The sequence below is a fragment of the Rhizobium sp. RHZ01 genome, assembly GCF_014851595.1.
GTDB classification, from domain to species: domain Bacteria; phylum Pseudomonadota; class Alphaproteobacteria; order Rhizobiales; family Rhizobiaceae; genus Rhizobium; species Rhizobium altiplani.
In genome coordinates this window covers 25,555-43,454 of record NZ_JACUZZ010000001.1, presented here as the reverse complement: position 1 = coordinate 43,454, position 17,900 = coordinate 25,555, and the positions used below count along the sequence as shown (strand labels likewise).

Sequence of the window (17,900 nt, the reverse complement as noted above, 5' to 3'; positions counted from 1 at the left end):
TGGTCATGGATGGTGATGCTGTGCCTGTTGCCAGGCCGGGAACGGATCCGTCAGATGTCTGCCGAGATCCGGGTCGAAGCTTGCTTCGTCTCCGATCAGGCAGTCGTCGAGCGCTGCGCTGATCGCCTTTTGATCAAATCCCGCGCCGATGAACACGAGTTCCTGGCGGCGATCGCCCCACACGGCATCCCAATACCGGTCGAGCAACTGGCGGAATTGCGGGTAGCGTGGCCAATGCGCCCTGGATACGCTGGCCCACCAGAAGCCCTTGGTGTCCATGCGTCGCTGTGTGCCGGCAATCGAAAGCAGTCCGATTTCGTTCGGCCGTGTTGCCAGCCAGAAGTGCCCCTTGGCGCGAATGAGGCCCGGCCATTGCTGCGCGAGAAAGCGATCGAGTGCAGCAGGATCAAAGGGGCGGCGTGCGCGATAGACGAAGCTCGAAATGCCGTATTCTTCGGTTTCGGGAACATGATCGCCCCAGCCATAGAGCTCCTTGTGCCAGTACGGGTGCCGGGAGGACTTCGCCTCGCTGAAAAGCCCGGTATCGAGAATGGCGGAAAGCGGCAGGCGACCGAAGTCCGTCTCGATGACACGCGCATCGGGATTGAGTGCCGCAACGACCTGGCGCACCATCGCGCGTGTTTCCGGACTGACCTCCGAGACCTTGTTGATCACGACGACATCGGCAAACTCGATCTGCTCCACCAGAAGGTCAACGAGTGTCCGTTCGTCGTCGGTGTCCCGGGTTTCTCCACGGTCGCTCAGGAAATCGGCGCCCGAGTAGTCCGCCAGAAGGTTGGCGGCGTCGACGACGGAAACCATCGTATCGAGCCTGGCAACGTCGCAAAGCGCGCTGCCGTTTTCGTCACGGAAGGAGAATGTGGCGGCAATCGGCAGAGGTTCGGCAATCCCGGTACCCTCGATCAGCAGGTAGTCGAAGCGATCGTCGGCGGCAAGTCGACGCACCTCGCTCAGGAGATCGTCGCGCAGCGTGCAACAGATGCAGCCGTTCGTCAGTTCCACGAGTGTTTCATTGGTGCGCGACAGGTCGGCCCCGCCCCCACGAACGAGCTCGGCATCGACGTTGATCTCGCTCATGTCATTGACGATGACGGCGACCCGGCGTCCTTCCCGGTTACGCAATACATGGTTGAGGATGGTTGTCTTTCCCGCGCCGAGGAAACCCGCCAAAACCGTTACTGGGAGGCGCTTGTCGCCACCTGTCATTGATACTCCCCCACTCGCTGTTACGCTGCGAGCTGCTGCCTGAATGCCACGTCCACATAGTAGTTGGTGCTGTTGTATGTGCTCGTCGGGAACAACCCGCTGGAGCCATATGCATAGAGGCCGTTGCCACCACTCAGCGCCGACGACATGGCCTGCAGATTGCCGTTGGTCGTCGTGTCGCTGAAGTAGTTGCCGGTCGCCGAATAATTGCCGTTCGTGCTGTAGGAGACGACGTATGTCGTGTCGGCATCGATTGCGACCTGCTGCGAAAGGTCGACAGACTGCCAGCCGCTTGCGCTCTCGTTGGTGAAGGTCGCGCTCGCGAGCAGCGTGCCGCTTGCCGTCCAGAGATAGCCCGTATGGGGTCCGGTATTCTCCTCGCTCTTGTAGAAACGAATGCCGGTGATCCAGCCAGCTGCATCCGACTGGAACTTCATGCCGAGATTGACCGGGCTGTTGTCATTGACGGACGCTATGGCGGGCGTGGTGCCGGCAGCAAAGACGTTCTGCTCGCTGCCCTGATTGGTCACGTTCACCGCGACATTGGCCGTTGATGTTTGCCCCTGTGTGTCCTGGATCGTGTAGTCGAAGCTCGCCGCGCCGGTATAGCCTGCGAGCGGCGTGAAGGTGATTGTGCCCGCCTGGCTATTGAATGCTACCGTGCCGTTGATCGCATTGCTGACGCTTGCCACCGAGATCTGGTCACCGTCCGGATCGCTATCGTTGGCAAGGAGGCTCGATGCCTGCAGGACAATCGGCGTTCCGATGCCCGTAGACACGCCATTGTCATTGACGGCGACAGGTGCACCGTTCTGCGACGACTGTTGATAGATGACATCGACCCAGTAATTGGCCGAACTGTAGGAGGCTGATGGAAACAGTGTTCCGGTCCCGTAAGCATAGACGCCGTTACCGCCACTCGTCGAACTGGAAGGTGCTGTCAGCACGCCGTTGCTATGGTCGGTCGTGAAGTAGTTGGGCGTCGCCGCATAGAAGCCGTTCGAATGATAGCTTGCGACATAGGTCACACCGGCAGAAATGGTCACCGGCTGCGAGAAGGTCACAGTTTGCCAGCCGCTTGCCGTTTCGTTGGTAAACGTCGCCGTTGCGAGAAGTTGGCCGGTGCTGCTCCAGAGCGAGCCGACATGGGTGCCGACGTCCTGGGCACTCTTGTAGTAGCGCAAGCCCGTGATTTCGCCGCGTGCGGATGCCACGAACTTGACGCCCAATTCAACAGAGGAGGAGTCATCTCCAGCGGGAACACTTGGCGTGTCCGAGCTCGTGAACAAACCGGCACCAGTGGCTTGAGCTCCGACATTGAGAGAGACCGTGGCAGTGGATGTTCCGCCGCGACCGTCAGAAATGGAGTAGCTGAAGCTTGCAGCGCCTACGTAGCCTGTCGTTGGTGTGAAGATGACGGAGTTGGATTGGCTATCAAACGTCACCGTGCCATTTGTTGCGCCATCTGCCCCGGTGATCGTCAGCCCATCGCCATCAGGATCCGTGTCGTTGGCAAGCAGGCTTGCTGCCGCGATTGACAAGGCTGTGTTCGAGTAGGTGGTAAACCCGTTATCGTTTGCTGCAACCGGGGCACTGTTGACTGTCGATTGATTGAAGACGACATCCACCCAGTAGTTCGCCGCCTGGTAGCTGGAGGTTGGGAACGTCGTATTCGCCCCATAGGAGAAGACGCCGTTGCCGCCGCTGGCAGCGCTGGACAAGCCGGTCAGCGCACCACTGGTATGAGCAGTCGAGAAATAGTCGGCAGTTGCGACATAGCTGCCCGTCGTATGATAGGAAGCAACGTAGGTCGTTCCGGCTGTAATCTGGATTGGCGAGGAAAACTTGGCCGTCTGCCAACCGCTCAGGGACTCATTTGTGAATGTGACAGTGGCGATCAGCGTCCCGTCGGCAGTCCATATTGAACCGGTATGCGGCCCAGTATCGCCTGTCGCCTTGTAGAAGCGAATGCCGGTGAGCGTTCCGCTTGTCGAGGCGGAAAATTTCATGCCCAGTTCGAGTGGGGCATTGTCGTTGTAGCCCGTATTTCCAGGGCCTTCGCCGGCCTGGAACAGTGATTGGCCGACCGGCCCTTCCTCGACGGTCAGGCTGACATCGCCTTGATCAGTGCCGCCGCGGCCGTCGGACAGCGTGTAGCTGAAGCTTGCCGGCCCGGTGTAGTTCGCATTGGGCGTGAAGATGACATTGCCGGTCTGGGTATCCAGCGAAACCGTTCCGTTCAGGGCGTTGCTTACAGCGGAGATGGTTAGCGCGTCACCGTTCGGATCGCTGTCGTTGGCAACGAGAGACGCTATCGAAATCGTCAATGTGCCATTGCGTGAGACCGAGAAGCCGCTGTCATCGCTGGCAATAGGCACGCTGTTCGGCCCAGCGTCGAAGATGACGTCAACCCAGTAGTTCGACCCGCCGGGGTTGTTGCCGGGAAAAGTGCTGGTCGAGCCGTAGGCATAGACACCGCCACCGTCGACTGCCTTCAGCGCACCATTGGCGTATGTCGAACCGAAATAGTTCTCCGTGACGGAGAAGAACCCGTTGCTGTGATAGGATGCGACATAGGTCGTCCCGGCAGAAATCGCGATCGGGCTGGAGAACATGACGGTCTGCCAACCCGAGAGCGACTCGTTGACCGAAACGCCGGTTGCAATCAGCGTTCCAGTGCTGGTCCAGAGACTGACAACATGTTCGCCGGTGTTATAGAAGCCCTTGTAAAAGCGGATCCCCTCGACAAACCCGCCCGTTGTCGCCTGGAAGCGCACCCCAAGCTCCACGGGATCGCGATCGATCGCGGTTTCCTCAGTCGGCTTTGATGCGAGTGTCCAGAGACTTGAAGTCGCTGGCAGGGCCACCGTGACCTGCTTGCCTGATGATGGGGTTTCCATGTTGACACTGTCATCCACGGCGCGTGACATGACCGTGTAAGTGCCGCTGGCCTGGACGACCCAATTGTAGCTCCAGTTCTCGCGGCCGGTGGCCTTGAACCAGTGCTGTCCACCGTCGGTGGAGACTTCGATGCCGGCGATGATGCCACCCCCGAAATCCTGCGCCGTGCCGGTGATGGTCACGTGCTGTCCCTCGACAAAGCTTGCACCAATGATGGGCGAGGTGATTGTCGACGTTGGCTTCAATGTATCAGTCGACTGCGTTGCCAGAATCAGGCTGGCATCCAGAGTCGTTGGCTGAATCCCCATGTCCGCGAACATGTTGACCATGGCCTGCTGTACGTTCGGATCAGTTGGCGTGTAGGTCCCCTCATGCTGATCGTTCAGCCCCCAGGACCAGAAAACGGTGCCGGCGCCAAAGACCAATGCGCCACTTTCCGCACGGTACATCGTCAGGCTGTGTTCAACGACGGCGTCGCCTACAGTTGTGCCGTAGTCACGCAGGTAGCTGTTGACCGACACACTGGACAGGGACAGGTTGATCAGTCCATCGGGCCGGAAGCCATTTTCGACGTCAGAGTCCCATTCGTAGCCCAACAGGTTCTGTACGAGATTGTATGTCTCTCCAGGCTGGAGATTGGCAACATCGGTGTTCCGCCAGAAGCGCAGGTTCGAATAGTCGTAGGGTATGGAAATGGTATCTGCGCGATAGCTGTCGACCGTGAACATGGTTCCGGTCAGCGAGTTTTCTGGCTCCTGTCCGGGGTCGGCATAGCGTGGATCGCGCCACGTCCCTGTGCCGGTATCGCTCGGATCCGAACTGGTTCCCCAGGTCTCCTTGTAACAGACCATCGTGCGGTAGGCCTGGCCATTTCCGTCGATGCTGCTTTCCCAACGGACCTTCCAGTAGCACTCGTTGCCGCTCCAGAAGGCGAGATTGACACCGCTGTCACGTGCGGCCTCGACGTTGGCGCGCTGATCGGCAGACCAGTACTCGTCATGACCGACCGACAGATAGGCCTGGTGGTTGAGCAACAGGTTGCCATTTCGGGAGGCGTCGACGCCTGAGATGTAGGATACGTCGTAACCGTTCTGCTCCAGCCATTGGATCGCGGAATGCTCGGCCCCGAAAATGTAATCCCAGGTTCCGCCAACCGGGCTGGTATTGGTGATGATCGGCCGGTTGTAGCTGATTGCCGATGCACGCCCAATTGCCGTCAGGCCGCAACTGCAGTTCGGAGGCAGGTAGCCGATCATGTCTGCCGGATCGACTGGAACCTCTCCGTAGTAGAGGCTCGCCCCACCCCAGGCATTGTAGGCCTGCCAGGTCGTATCGGACGTCTGGAAGACAATGTCGCTCGTTGAGGCGTCGTCACGCACGACAAATGGAATGATGCTCGCGTCTTCTGTCCCATCCTCGCGGACCAGTTTGGCAATATAAACGCCTGATACCGCATCATCTGGAATCTGCCAGCTTGCAGATACCGACCAGTTGCCGCAGTCGATCAGGCCAAGAGACATGTCGACGATCGGATGCGGCTGGATCTGTGCCGTCGTCAGTGACTGGTCGATCGACGCGACCTTGCGCGCACCATCCCCGCCGTAATAGCCGAGGCGATAGATATCGATGCGATAGTGGGTCGAATCCGTTGCGATCTTGAAGTCGACTGTCTGACCGATGTTGGTGCTGATTTCTGTCGCAAAGCCCTGAATGGTCCCGCCGCCGTCACCGTCGAGACCCCATTCGCTGATCGGATTGCCCTGCTTCATGTTTTCGAGGGCGATCTTGTTGAGCGTCGGGGTGGCAGCAGGCGTAACTGTAACTGTCTCTGTCGTTAACGAGGCTGTTGCGGCCAGGGTCGCCGGTGCAGTTGCCGGTGTTGACGGGGATGAACTGTCTGGCTCCGTCGGTCCCGCGCTTGCTACCGAGAACTTCAGGACCGGAGCACTCGACGTATCGCTCACGCTTGAGCCCTGCAGGGTAGGCTCCGGGGCAGCCGACAGCGCCGGCTCCAGCGACGTCGTGACGATAAGCGTGGAAGGATCTGGAGGCAGGACGGTGCGTGGTTTCGGCGTCTGCGGGTCGGAAGTCGAAGAATCTGCGGTCGGCGTTGTGGCGGTAGTAAGCGCCAAGCTCGTTCCGCCCGTCGTATCGCCTGCGGGAGAGGCGGTTGAAGCTCCTGACGTTTGTGACGCCGCTGCATTTGTCAAAGGAGTTGCTGTGGTCGTCGATCCCGTGAGCGGGTTTACAGAGCTGACGGCACTCAAATCGGCAACTGCGCTGTCGCTGGCTGACGAACTCACTGTTGCGTTGACGAAAAGGGCGCTACCTGTTGCCGCTGCGCTGTAAACAGTTGAGGTGCCACCGTACGCGCTCAAATAGTCGCGGTCCTTGATGTTGATCCTCAGCATGACAAACGCCCTCACTAGCACTGCGACACATGTTCAGGGAATTATCCTGTCATGTTTGCGGCAAGAGAGAACGACAGTAATCTGCGGTAAGTAGTATCGTAGGGCATACCCCGATAGGATTATCGATAAGCTATTGAACGGCTTTTATTTAAGTTGGCTCCGTTCGGCTGAAAGTAATACTTAAAGCAGTCGGCTCGAGTGAAGACTCCTTCGGGCGGACGCAGTTCGGTCGTGTGAGTTCCATAGGATCGGTGGTTTGACTATAAATACCGCGGGAACGCCGACCTCTGCCTCGACTTCGAAATAGCGCAGCCCTCCGGTGGGCGGCTAGATTTGATAGCGGAACCTGCGTTATTTTCGCGGAAGGTTTCCTTCATCGTGCAAGAGCCGGATACCTGGACCTCCCGAGCCCGAATAGTCTCCATCGATGAAAACAATACCCGTATTCTCCAATACGGATCGGATAGCGGCTATTGTGCGCGGCTTAAGTTCATCACCGCGTTCGAAGCGTACCAAGGTATTTGTCGAAACACTGGCTGCTTCGGCAAGTTCCTTAACGCTCATGCCAAGGGCGGTGCGCGCCATTTTGCACTGGACGGGCAACAAAATCGCTATCCCATATTGAAATCGCCTTGACATGGCGATTTTGACTTGTAGTATGTGTCCATTACTGGTCGAACACTCGTTAAGACTGATTCTTCAAAAAACTAACCTAGCTCCGCCGTAAGGGGTGAGGCAACAGACGTGCAACCAAATGATACGTGGTTGGACGTCGGAGCGGCCTATGGAACTGCGCCAACTCTCCTATTTCAAAGCGGTGGCCGAGGAACTGCACTTCGGCCGGGCGGCAGCCAGGGTGCACATTGCCCAGCCGGCACTCAGCAATCATGTGATGTCGCTGGAAAGGGAGCTTGGCTGCCCGCTGTTCATCCGCTCGACCAGAAGGGTGGAACTGACCAGGGCAGGGGAGACCTTCTATGATCGCTGTGTGCGGATCCTGAGCGACATCGACCTGACCACCGAACTGACCCGGGCAGCCGGCGGCAGCCGCATCCGCCAGATCAGGATCGGCAGTATCTACCCGGCCACCATGGGCATGCTGCCGACCTTCCTTGCCAAGATCGCCCGCAAGTTTCCCGATGTCCGCATCCATATCGCGTCTGGCAATACCGGCGAGATCATCCGCGGCCTGGAGACCGGCCAGCTCAATTTAGGCTTCATCCGCCCGGTGGAAAACATCGGCTCCTTGCGCTTCGTCTCGCTTGCGCATGAGCGCTACTACCTGGCGGTTGGCCATGCCAATCCGCTGGCAGCCAAAGAGGAGATCAGCATCGATGATCTGCGCAATCAGAAGATCATCGCCTTTAACCGGCAGAACCTGTCGTTTTCGGAACGCTACTTCAATGAGAAGTTCGCCGAATACGACCTCACCGCCAACATTGCCTTCAGCTGCGATGACACCTATGCGCTGGTGTCGCTGGTCTCTGCCGGGCTTGGCATCGGCTTTGCCCCGGAGTGGACGCTTGATCTTCCCAATCGCGGCTTCGAGCTGAAGAAGGTAAGCGGGATCGACTTTAGGATCGGGCTTGGGATCGCCTGGAACAGAGAAGACCCGACCGCTGGCCGCGACGACATCGTCGACATCGCACGGTCGCTGGCTCGGGCAGGGCGGCAATAGGTATTCGCAGTTACCGCGGCTGGGAACAGCTATTACCTGCCGGTGCCGCGGTTCATCCGCCCATGCCTTCCTGTCTGTCGATTTTCGGGCTTTCACCCACACCATCCCGTAGTGGCTGTCCTGTCTACCGCTGTCGTTCTGGCCATTCGGGTCCGGACAGGCGATCCAACCCCGGCTCAATAGCCATTGGAACAAGCCAGGTCGCGGACTCTATTGAGTCTGGCCCACTGCCAGTGGCGCCCTGGCGACCCACAGAGGGCAATCCTCCCCGCTGGGTCAGTATGCCTTCGTCGAGCAGTTGGAGAGGACGTAGCGCGGTGCGCGAACCCTCCCGCCGCCACTCAGCGCGGATTTATGGGCGACGTGTTGGACGCTCGTTCCATGCCTCGATAACGATCGGCACATCACCGTCGCGCATCGACATTTCCTTGGCTGCGCGCAGATCGTCGGTGTTGTGGCCCTCGTCGAACTCATCAAGGACTAGCCGAAGGATCATTGCGGCTTCGTTTTTCTTTCCCGGGTCCGCTTCTAGTGCAGCGAGATCGCACGAGGCGCGCAGTTCCCAACCGCGTGCGCGCATCTTTCGACTGGCGGCGATGGCACCTGCAATGCAAACGCGCGCCTCATCCGAAGCGGAAATCGATCCCAAAAGGTTCCCCTTTATTCGCAGAAGTTCCGGGCCGTAGCAGAAGTCCCCTTTGGTTTCGACCGATTGGATGGCTTTCTCGACCCGCTCCAACCCTTCGTCGACTTTGCCGAGCGCCGCTAACCCTTTTATCAGCGAGATTTCAAGCATGGTGGTGAAGACCTCATAGGTGGAGGCATGCAGCCGCTCAATGCATCGGCGGAGGCTGTCGACGCCTGCGCTAGGGTCTCCCCGGCGGATAGCTATTTCCGCCTCGAAGCCTCTCGCTACTGACACGTATGGCGACAGGGAGTGCAGCCCGGCTCGCGAAATCAGCCAATCAATGTGCTCTTGTGCACTCTCCAGGTCGCCGCGCCAGAGGAAAACGGCGATGCCACCGAGCAGCGCGATGCAAAGTGTCAACGAATGATCCGCCTCGGCGGCTTCCTTGATCGCTTGCCGCGCCCGGACGACCGCCTGGTCTGGGAAGCCTTGAAGCCAGAGATTCCTGGCAAGTATTCCGCCTGCTAGCCCGCGTCCCTGGAAACCGACATAGCTTCCCGGCGCGCGGCTGGGGAGCGGATCGCTCGCTAACGCAGCCTCCAGTTCGAGCCTGGCAGGGCCAAGTTCGCCGCCGAAGTGCAATGAATTGCCCAGAAAGAAGTGCCCAAGCGAAATCGCAGACGGCTCTTCGGTCGCCTCAGCGACGGAAGAACAGCGATAGGCACACTGGAGTGCCGATTTGAAATCTCCCGTTCGCAGATGAAACATGTTCAATGGGCCTAAAACCTTCAGCTGATCGACCGCATTCCCTCGACCTTCGGCAATCTCCAGACCCCTCGTAAGCGCGGGGAGCGCGTCACGGCCACCGTGGAGATACATGCGGGAGATTCCAAGGCCAGCCTGAAGATGCATCTCCTCACGGCTTTCCCGATAATGGTCGCCCATTGCAGAAAGAGCGCGTTCGGACCAGCGCTGGCATTCCGGAAAGAGCGACATCGCCTGAAATACCGGAACAGCCGCGGCAGCCAAGCCGATACCGACATCGACATTGCCGCTGTCGCCGAACGCCCATTCCAGGGCCGCCCGGACGTTATTGATGCCAAGAAAATAGGGCAGCCGTTCGGGTCCGCTCGAGAGCCTTGGCCAATCCGGGCCAAACTGCTCCAACCAACGTCGGTAGTACGAGGCGTGGCCGGCAGCCAGGTCGGCAAGCTCATCTTCAATCTGGCTATTGAGTGCGTAGGCGCGCGTTGTGTCGAGCAACCGATAGCGCATCATCGCGCCGAACGAGTTCGCGCTCAGCAGAGACTTTGCAACAAGGCTGTCGATGGCACCAAAGAGTGCAGGCCGGTCAAGAGACGGTGTTGCGATCACCTCCCAGGCGGCATCAAGCGTGAAATCGCCAACGAAGATGGCCAGTCTCCGAAGAACGGTACGATCGAGGTCGGACAGCAGCCCGAAACTCCAGTCGAGCGTCGCCTGCAGGGTCTTCTGACGTGGCGGCGCGTTGCGCGATCCCACCCATGCCAGGGCAAGATGCTGATCGAGCAGGGCAGCCGTCTGGGAGAGGCCATAGGCCTCGACCCGTCTTGCGGCCAGTTCCAGCGCAAGCGCCATGCCATCGAGTTTTCTGCAAATCGCCGCAATGATGCGAGCATCGTCGTCGGTGAGGGACAACGGCACTCCGCTCGCGGCGATGCGCTCGGCGAACATCTGGGAAGCCGGATAGGAGAGAATTTTCTCGGCAGTCATTTCCGGATCGACCGGCGCGCAGGCCAGCGTGTCGAGCTTGTAGATACTTTCGCCTTCAATCCTGAGGGCTTCGCGGCTCGTGACCAGGATGCGGACGTGCGGCGCGGCATCGATTATGCTCGCCGCAAGATCTGCGATGGTATCGACCAGATGCTCGCAGGTATCGAACACAAGGAGGATACGCTTATCTCTGAGGTAGGCGAGCAAACTGGGACGCACGTCATCGGAGCCGACGGGTATTCCGAGCATGGACGCGAGCGCGGGTGAAACGAGCGATGGATCACTTAGCGTCCCGAAATCAGCAAGCACCGCAGCTCCATCGAACGCTCCCGCCAGTTGATTGGCCAATGCTATTGCGACGGTAGTCTTCCCGACGCCTCCACCTCCCACGATGGAAACGACAGGAAATCTCGACAGCCTCTCGGAAAGGTCAAGGATATCACTCTCACGTCCGACCATACGTTCCAAGCGGTTGGGAAGATTGGCATGCCTGAATTTCACCGCGTCATCACTCCGGACCAGCGCAGGGGACGAGCCTGAAATCGGGGCAACGAAGCAGTAGCCGCGGCCGGGGATGGTGGTGATGTAGCGTGCACCGTCCCGCCCATCGCCAAGGGCTTTACGCAGCCCGGTCATGTGAAAGCGCAGGTTGCCTTCCTCAACGATGACGTCGGGCCAGACCGCCGACATTAGATCCTGCTTGGTCAGCAGAGTGTTCGGAGCGGATACGAGCGCGATCAAAAGGTCCAGGGCGCGTGCGCCAAGCTCGACAGGAACCCCTTCCTTCGCAAGGAGGCGCTGACCCACATTCAGACAAAAAGGGCCGAAGGACAGGTCACCTGCAGTATCGCCTGTCGCGCGCGTCATTTCATTCCCCCTGACCACCTCCACCGTGGTGTTTATACTCCAACCTCTTTTTCGGAGCCATGGTGGCTCAACATTCGGTTTGCGCACTTCGGGACTCAGACAAGATTGTAGAAGGCATGGATGTTGCCATGTGTTGCCCGGCAGTATGGGCACTCAAGTCGAGCAGCTTCAACCAAAGCAGATGCAATTTCCCGATCCAGGCCGGGCAGGTAGATATCCAGGCGAACGCCGACAATGTATCCCTGGTCGTCGGAGGATAACTCCACATTGGCATATATCCTGACATCCGCGTGGAGCTTGATCCGCCTGATGTCGGCGACATGTTTCAATGAACTTGCGAAACTCGCCGACCAGGCGATTGCGACGAGCTGCTCCGGGTTCGTGCCTAGCCGATTGCCGGCAGGGTTTGAAAGCCTGATATCGAGAGCCCCGTCCGAACTGCGCGCGAAGCCGTTCTCTCGGCTGCCAATCGTTTCTGTCCTGGCAGTATGCACATGTTGCATGATCGTACCCCGGGGGGAAGGAGGGAGGCGCGCGCATATGCGCGCGCCGGAAAGGTCAGCCAGACTTCCGCAGACTGCGGAACCCGGCCCGCACCTCATCGACGAACAGCTTCGGTTGTTCCCAGGCGGCGAAGTGACCGCCCTTTGCCACCTTGTTGTAGTGGATGAGGTTGGGGTAGGCGGCTTCGGCCCACTTGCGCGGCGTCTGGTAAAGCTCATCCGGGAAGACACTCACCGCGACTGGCACTTTGACGCCCTTGGGCGCAAAGAAAGCGAGCTTGTTTTCCCAATAGAGGCGGGCGGCTGATACGCCTGTGTTGGTCAACCAGAACAGGGAGACGTTGTCGAGCACGTCGTCGGGGCTTAGACCTTCCTTCTGACCGTCGAAGGAACGGGCGATCAATTCAAGGCTCCGGGCGTCGTGGTCGAGCATGTAGGTCGCAAGCGCGATCGGCGAGTCGGCCAATCCGGTCAGTGTCTGCGGCCGCGTTCCCATCAGGAAGGCGTAGTAGACGTGCTTGTAGAAGAAGACGAGCTGGTCGTACGACCTCCGCTCCTCGTCCGACAAACCTTCCGGAGCAGGAGCACCGGCAAAGGATGCGTTGTTGATCTCCACAGGAATTGCTCCGGGCATGTTCGTATGGATGCCGAGCAGTTCGGGTGGCGCTTGCACGCCGATCATATCGGTGACCACCGCACCCCAGTCGCCGCCCTGGGCGACAAAGTTCTTGTAGCCCAGCCGCCGCATCAGGATAGTCCATGCGGCCGCAATGCGTTCCGGCCCCCAACCGGTGGCGTCGGGCTTTCCGGAAAAGCCATAGCCGGGCATGGACGGGATGACGACGTGGAAGGCGTCAGAGGCATTGCCGCCATAGGCAGTGGGGTCGGTGAGAGGGCCAATGATCTTCAGCTGTTCGACGATCGAGCCCGGCCAACCATGCGTCACGATCAGCGGCAGCGCGTTTTCATGCTTTGAACGAACGTGGATGAAGTGGATATCCAGGCCGTCGATCTGCGTGATGAAGTTCGGATAGCTGTTGATCCGGGCCTCGACGTTGCGCCAGTCGTAGTTGGTCTGCCAGTGTCGCAGTACCTGCTTGATGGTCCTGAGCGGTACGCCTTGCGAGAAATCGCTTACCGTTTCCTTTTCCGGCAAGCGGGTATGGGCCAGCCGGTAACGGAGATCTTCAAGATCAGCTTCCGGCACGTTGACCCGGAATGGACGGATCGCTTCTGGATCGGTCGCCGCGATTGAACGCCCGGGAAACAAGTTTGCGATGCCGAGCGCGGCGATGCCGGTTGCGGCGGCACCCAAAAGTCGGCGTCGATCGAGGTCGATAACTTCGGTTCTGGTGGTGGTCATGGTCTCTCTCCTCGAGAATGGCGGTTGAGAGTCTGCACCCTTGTGCTGCCCGAAAAGCTACGCCGAGGAGCTGTGAAGCTCACGTTAGGCGTTGTTAATCCTTGTTTGTTGGAGGGCTGCGGCAATCAACGTCTAACAACGCCTAACGTGCGATTTCGGTCGTGCGGCAGTACCTCTGTTGGCAGCACAACGGTGCAGACACTCAACCAACACAGAGGAGTTTCGCCATGACACACAAGGTTCTGTTCACGGGCAAGACGCACAACACAAATGGCCGCGATGGCGGCGCACGCAGCAGTGATGGCCACCTGGACATCAAGATGACGCAGCCACATCCAGCCGCGGAAAATCTGTTCGGTGCCGCCTGGTCGGCCTGCTACATGGGCGCTATCGAGTATGCGGCATCGTTGAAGCACATCAAGCTTCCGGCCGGTGTCGCTGTTGACGCCGAGATCGATCTGAACCTGGAGGAGGGTTCGTACTTCCTCAGCGCTCGCTTGAACGTCAGCGTTCCTGGCGTCGACCCCGCGGTAGCAACCGAGCTGCTGCACGACGCCCACAATATTTGCCCGTACTCCAAGGCAACGCACGGCAACGTCGATGTCGTGACAACCCTCATCTAACGGAAGCCCCTGGCCTGGCCTGCCACGATGGCAGGTCAGGCAAGCAAATCTTTGATGTAGGAGGCTTCAATGGACAAGGCATTCCGATACCTCGAAGCCAGCAGCGATTTCGCCGAACTGCTGGATACGACAGGCTACACGCCGTTACCCGACGACTCGCTGATTGGAGTAACCGACGTCGTCGGTTCAACCTCAGCTATTGCCCGCGGGCAGTACAAGGATGTGAATTACGCGGGCGCTTCGGCGATAGCGGCGCTTGGCAACGCGTTCGGCAATTACGACTTTCCATTCGTTTTCCGCGGCGATGGTGCAGCGTTTGCCTTTGATCCCGATGCAAAGGAAGTCGCGATCGGCGTCCTGCGGCGCGTCGCAGGCTATGCCCGCGACCATTTGCAGCTCAAACTCAGGATCGGCCTGGTGGCCGTGAAAGACATCCGTGCGGCCGGAAGCGACGTGAAAGTCGCGCGTTACGCGGCGTCGGAGGCGGCAACATACGCCATGTTCGCCGGCGGCGGGTTGAACTGGGCCGACCGGGAGATCAAAGCTGGGAATCACGCGCTCCTGCCGTGCGGGGAATACGCAACGCCTGATCTGAGAGGGCTGACTTGCGAGTGGGCACCGATCCCCAGTCGGCGTGGCGAAATCCTCTCCCTTCTTGTGGAGCCACAGGACAACAGCAGCCCCGAGGCCTTCACCTTGCTGGCAAGGCGACTGCTTGCCTACTCGGTGTAGAGGATGGCTCATCACGTCCCGTTCCCGAGGATGTCGTGATCACCAGCTCCGTTGCTGACTATCTCGGCGGCAAGGGGTGGACGGACGTCGTTCTGAATTCCGACTACAGACGATACGACGATGTCCTTCGCCTGACCCTGGACTGTACGCCGGAGCAGATCAAGAACGTCGAAGCACTCCTGACGCCGGCGCACGATCGGGGCGAAGTCTACTTCGGCATGCATCGCCAATCTCATGCGCTGATGACCTGCCTCGTCCCAGTCGGTGCTTGCGGGTCCCATCTGCACTTCCTGGATGGGATGGGCGGTGGCTATACGGCCGCGGCCTCATTGCTCGAGGCACAAAGGCACGCGCATCAACCGCGTTGACGCAACCATCAAAAGCTGGCTTCAGACGCCGAAATTCCGAAATTACGACTGCTAACGTTTTTCAAACACTAGAGATATTCATGACCCTCGACCGTTTCGCTCCCGCTATTTTTGTATTTCTCTGGTCAACTGGCTGGATCATTGCGAAGTACGCGGCGCTTCACTCCGAGCCATTCTCGTTCCTCACAATCCGTTACGCGCTCTCGGCGGTCGCCTTCTGCGCTATCTGCGTTGCCATCAGGGCGAAATGGCCCAGTGGCGCTTTGGCGTGGCGGGCGGTCTATTCGGGCGCTTTCCTGCACGGCTTCTATCTTGGCGGTGTCTGGTGGGCGGTGGCGCACGGGGTGCCAGCCGGCATTTCCGGCATCGTTGCCGCCATGCAGCCTCTTCTCACGGCACTGGCGGCCAGCGTCCTCATTGGCGAGCGGCTGCGCCCTTCACAGACGGCCGGCCTGGCACTCGGCTTCGTCGGCATCGCTGTCGCCATTTCACCGAAGCTGATGCAACCAGGTGCGTCCGATCTCCTTCATGCTGGCATTCCGCTCGCCGTTAATCTGGTGGCTATGTTCGCTGTCACCTACGGGACGATTTATCAGAAGAAGCACCTTCAAGATGGTGATCTGACCGCAATTGCGACGTTGCAATATCTTGGTGCGTTGGCCTTGACCGCCCCCTTCGCGCTCGCCTTCGAGACGTTCCGCTTCGATGGCACATTCGAGACCTACGCCGCTCTGGCCTGGTCGGTACTCGGGATATCGGTGGGGGGTATTGCCCTGCTTCTTTATTTGATCCGCCGAGGTCAGGTCTCGCGCGCTGCGTCCCTGATCTATCTCTGCCCGCCTACGGTAGCGGTTCAGGCTCTCATCGCGTTCGGCGAGCCACTTACACCTCCACTGATCGTTGGCACGGTGATTGTCGCCGCTGGGGTTTACCTTACCAATCGGAAGGCACCCCGAGCCGTGAAGGCATGAGTTATTCCATCTGCGCGCAGCGGTTATGGGCCGCTGCGCGCAGAGAATGTTCAGCCAACTCTTCGCAAGCTTCGCAAACCTGTTCGAACCCCATCGACCTCATGGGCCGGTCGATGGTGCAGCGGGCGACATCGAAGCCCTCCCCCTTCAAGCTGCTACGCCTTGCGCGGGCCACAGACGCGGAAGTTCGCCTCGAACACACGGCGTATCTCGATCTTCAAAATAAGGTCGCTGTGGGTGCGGACCGACAGGCGGTCCGCGTCCAGGCGCTTGGCGACTTCTCTTAATAGGTTGACGGAGCAATCGGCAGCAGTCTGCAGATCGGCTCGACCCCGAATACCAGCGGTGTTCGTCGATGAACCGGATCATCGTTTTCGATGGGCGGTCGAGTTCCGCCATCGCGAAATAAGCGGACGCTTTGCGCAGTATCGCATCGGGAGTGGTCCGCCTATGGTGGCCTATCGCTTTGAAGACAGTCGCTCCGGCGATTGCGTCGCTCGCCACCTCGAGGGCTATCGCGATCCTGCAGATCGATGGATACACGGCCTATAACCGCGTTCCAAGACCTGACAAAAGCCTCAATGCGTAGAGGTAAGCGAAAACAATGAGCGATGCGCACATGCGTTAAGTTGGGGATGACGGCGGCGCGTTAGTCTTGCCTATATTTATGTTCCAACACTTGCGTCGTCGGTATGAAGTGCTCTCTCAGCATTCCGGGCGGATCGCTGAACCTTTGCGCTTCTTACAAAAATCCTGCCCGCGAACAATCCCGGCAGGCATGAAAGAAGATTCACGATCCCATAAACCGCCGTTACGGCAAAAGCCGCGTCGGATGCTATCCCGACAAAACCAAGCAGGTGCACGCCACTTAATTCTCTTATGCCCCAACCGCCATATGAAATTGGGAGTGATGCGATAACGGAAAAAACGGGAACCACAAAGAGACAGGTTCCGATATCAAGCCGTACCCCCACCACTATCGAGGCCATGAAGAATATCATCGCCATGCCGAGATTTATTATCGCGGAGCAAACTAGCGCGTAACGTCCCAGTGGAGTAGCCACGAGTGTTCCGATCGCAGACACGATCTCAGAAAGATAAATTCTGAGCCTAGGAGAAAGATGACGAGATAGCAGCTTTCCTACTATCGCAAGGCTTGCGTATCCAACAAGCATAGCAACGAGGACGGCTGCGACCAAGAATTTCACTTCCCAGGGCATTCCTGGCAAGGCATTTGTTGCCGCCGACCAAGATGCGATGATCAGCGCCGTCAGCATCGCCGCGAACTTTTCGGCGACAAATATCGCCAGCCACTGCCCTTGTTGTCCCCCCTCGTATCTCAGCGTAAAGTTTCTGACCAAATCACCCGCGGTAGAGGTCGGCAGCAGGTTATTCAGAAAGTGACCAAACCAGACGGCCACGATGGCCTTGGAAACTCTGATCGGAATTCCAACCGCGTTGGCGATGAGGTACCAACGAACTGCTTGAATAAACACCAGAAGCATGGCGGCAGCCAAAGTTGAAACCAGGGCGGCAACACTAACAACCCGAAAGGTCAAAACCTGCTGAATGTCCACGCGGTGCAACAGAAGATAAATTGCCCCGGCGGTGATGGCGACCTTGATGGCAGCGAGCATAACTGTTTTGGTCCGGGTCATCATATAATTCCTAGGCTGTCAATCTCGCTGAGAAGTCGATGTCCGCAATCGCAAACTTAAGCAGCCGGAAGTCGCTCTGGATTCCGCTCCTCGGCATTGCCCATTGCACGCAGGGGTAGGATCGCATCGGAAAATCCAAAGGTTCGTGCGAACTCTGTGCCACAGGAAGGGCCTCAAAAACCTTCCAGGTGAAATCACGGATTTGTCGGGCCAAGGAC

General features: G+C 58.7%; 11 protein-coding genes, 3 pseudogenes and 1 other annotated feature. Of the genes and pseudogenes, 6 read left to right on the top strand and 8 right to left on the bottom strand.

The window, feature by feature from the left end:
• Positions 1-3: 3 nt before the first annotated feature.
• Together IB248_RS00180 and IB248_RS00175 are read right to left on the bottom strand one after the other, a co-directional pair.
• Positions 4-1,227, bottom strand: a complete 1,224-nt coding sequence (locus IB248_RS00180) for a GTP-binding protein (RefSeq protein WP_192239939.1) — start codon at positions 1,225-1,227, stop codon at positions 4-6.
• A 20-nt stretch (positions 1,228-1,247) separates the two neighbouring features.
• Complete coding sequence (locus IB248_RS00175) at positions 1,248-5,897, bottom strand: DUF4082 domain-containing protein (RefSeq protein WP_348648467.1); 4,650 nt, start codon at positions 5,895-5,897, stop codon at positions 1,248-1,250.
• 31 nt (positions 5,898-5,928) lie between these two features.
• Here IB248_RS00175 and IB248_RS32320 point away from each other — a divergent pair, with 31 nt between their 5' ends.
• Positions 5,929-6,477 (top strand): hypothetical protein, encoded by a 549-nt coding sequence (locus tag IB248_RS32320; RefSeq protein ID WP_348648466.1) that lies wholly within the window; start codon positions 5,929-5,931, stop codon positions 6,475-6,477.
• Positions 6,478-6,890: 413 nt separating this feature from the next.
• Here the strand turns inward: IB248_RS32320 and IB248_RS00170 are convergent, their stop codons facing one another.
• Entirely contained in the window at positions 6,891-7,124 is a 234-nt protein-coding gene (locus tag IB248_RS00170) for a helix-turn-helix transcriptional regulator (protein ID WP_192239937.1), read from the bottom strand.
• A gap of 199 nt (positions 7,125-7,323) precedes the next feature.
• Here IB248_RS00170 and IB248_RS00165 point away from each other — a divergent pair, with 199 nt between their 5' ends.
• Positions 7,324-8,217, top strand: a complete 894-nt coding sequence (locus tag IB248_RS00165) for a LysR family transcriptional regulator (protein WP_192239936.1) — start codon at positions 7,324-7,326, stop codon at positions 8,215-8,217.
• A 352-nt stretch (positions 8,218-8,569) separates the two neighbouring features.
• On the opposite strand, the gene IB248_RS00160 is transcribed toward IB248_RS00165, so the two are convergent.
• The 3 genes from IB248_RS00160 to IB248_RS00150 all read right to left on the bottom strand — a co-directional run bounded on the left by IB248_RS00160 (position 8,570) and on the right by IB248_RS00150 (position 13,330).
• Complete coding sequence (locus IB248_RS00160) at positions 8,570-11,464, bottom strand: winged helix-turn-helix domain-containing protein (protein WP_192239935.1); 2,895 nt, start codon at positions 11,462-11,464, stop codon at positions 8,570-8,572.
• 95 nt (positions 11,465-11,559) lie between these two features.
• Positions 11,560-11,967 carry an Ohr family peroxiredoxin gene (locus IB248_RS00155; protein WP_192239934.1) on the bottom strand — a complete coding sequence of 136 codons (408 nt, stop codon included), beginning with the start codon at positions 11,965-11,967 and terminating at the stop codon, positions 11,560-11,562.
• A 55-nt stretch (positions 11,968-12,022) separates the two neighbouring features.
• Positions 12,023-13,330, bottom strand: a complete 1,308-nt coding sequence (locus tag IB248_RS00150) for an epoxide hydrolase family protein (RefSeq protein WP_192239933.1) — start codon at positions 13,328-13,330, stop codon at positions 12,023-12,025.
• A 227-nt stretch (positions 13,331-13,557) separates the two neighbouring features.
• Between IB248_RS00150 and IB248_RS00145 the strand changes: the two genes are divergently transcribed.
• The 3 genes and pseudogenes from IB248_RS00145 (at position 13,558) to IB248_RS00135 (ending at position 16,024) form a co-directional block, all read left to right on the top strand.
• Positions 13,558-13,953, top strand: coding sequence for an Ohr family peroxiredoxin (locus tag IB248_RS00145; protein ID WP_113489752.1), 396 nt, complete (start codon positions 13,558-13,560; stop codon positions 13,951-13,953).
• 69 nt (positions 13,954-14,022) lie between these two features.
• A pseudogene (locus IB248_RS00140) lies at positions 14,023-15,053 on the top strand (DUF3095 family protein).
• 80 nt (positions 15,054-15,133) lie between these two features.
• Complete coding sequence (locus tag IB248_RS00135) at positions 15,134-16,024, top strand: DMT family transporter (RefSeq protein WP_192239932.1); 891 nt, start codon at positions 15,134-15,136, stop codon at positions 16,022-16,024.
• Between the two features lie 76 nt (positions 16,025-16,100).
• On the opposite strand, the pseudogene IB248_RS31465 reads toward IB248_RS00135, so the two are convergent.
• Positions 16,101-16,453 (bottom strand): annotated as a pseudogene (locus IB248_RS31465) (IS3 family transposase); the annotation flags it as partial.
• Positions 16,320-16,436 (bottom strand) — a sequence feature (AL1L pseudoknot). Its footprint overlaps the pseudogene before it by 117 nt.
• Positions 16,454-16,459: 6 nt before the next feature.
• On the opposite strand from IB248_RS31465, the pseudogene IB248_RS00130 reads away from it, so the two are divergent.
• A pseudogene (locus IB248_RS00130) lies at positions 16,460-16,595 on the top strand (transposase); the annotation flags it as partial.
• Between the two features lie 94 nt (positions 16,596-16,689).
• Here the strand turns inward: IB248_RS00130 and IB248_RS00125 are convergent.
• Entirely contained in the window at positions 16,690-17,682 is a 993-nt protein-coding gene (locus IB248_RS00125) for a lysylphosphatidylglycerol synthase transmembrane domain-containing protein (RefSeq protein WP_192239931.1), read from the bottom strand.
• Between the last annotated feature and the right edge of the window lie 218 nt (positions 17,683-17,900).